The sequence below is a fragment of the Nocardioides oceani genome (genome assembly GCF_030412965.1).
GTDB lineage: Bacteria > Actinomycetota > Actinomycetes > Propionibacteriales > Nocardioidaceae > Nocardioides > Nocardioides oceani.
The window spans coordinates 1-281 of record NZ_JAUHJQ010000131.1 but is presented as its reverse complement, the minus strand read 5'-3'; the positions used below and the strand labels follow the sequence as shown (position 1 = coordinate 281).

Here is a 281-nt window from a genome sequence, read left to right as displayed (position 1 = left end):
GCTGTATTCGTGGGGTACGTAGAATGTAGCTGAAATAAATTCTCCGTCAGGATTTTTTCGTGGTTCTACCAAAGGAGCCCATCTGTCGTGATAAAGATCTTCTTTTACGGCGTCAACAAATGCTAATACAATGAGCTGTGGAGTTTCTTCAAGGGAAAGTGGCCCTACAGTTGACGAACATCGACAGTTATCCTTAATGGCGCAAGATGCGTCTAGGCATGGATCAGCTTCGCCATATGCTTTCTGGAACACAGTAAACGCGAACAAAAAGGCAATTGCCA

The 281-nt window shown here is 44.5% G+C and carries 1 protein-coding gene; it reads right to left on the bottom strand.

Annotated features, from left to right (window positions below):
• Positions 1 to 281 (bottom strand): hypothetical protein (locus QWY28_RS23550; RefSeq protein ID WP_300955338.1); only part of this gene is annotated, 281 nt, incomplete at both ends.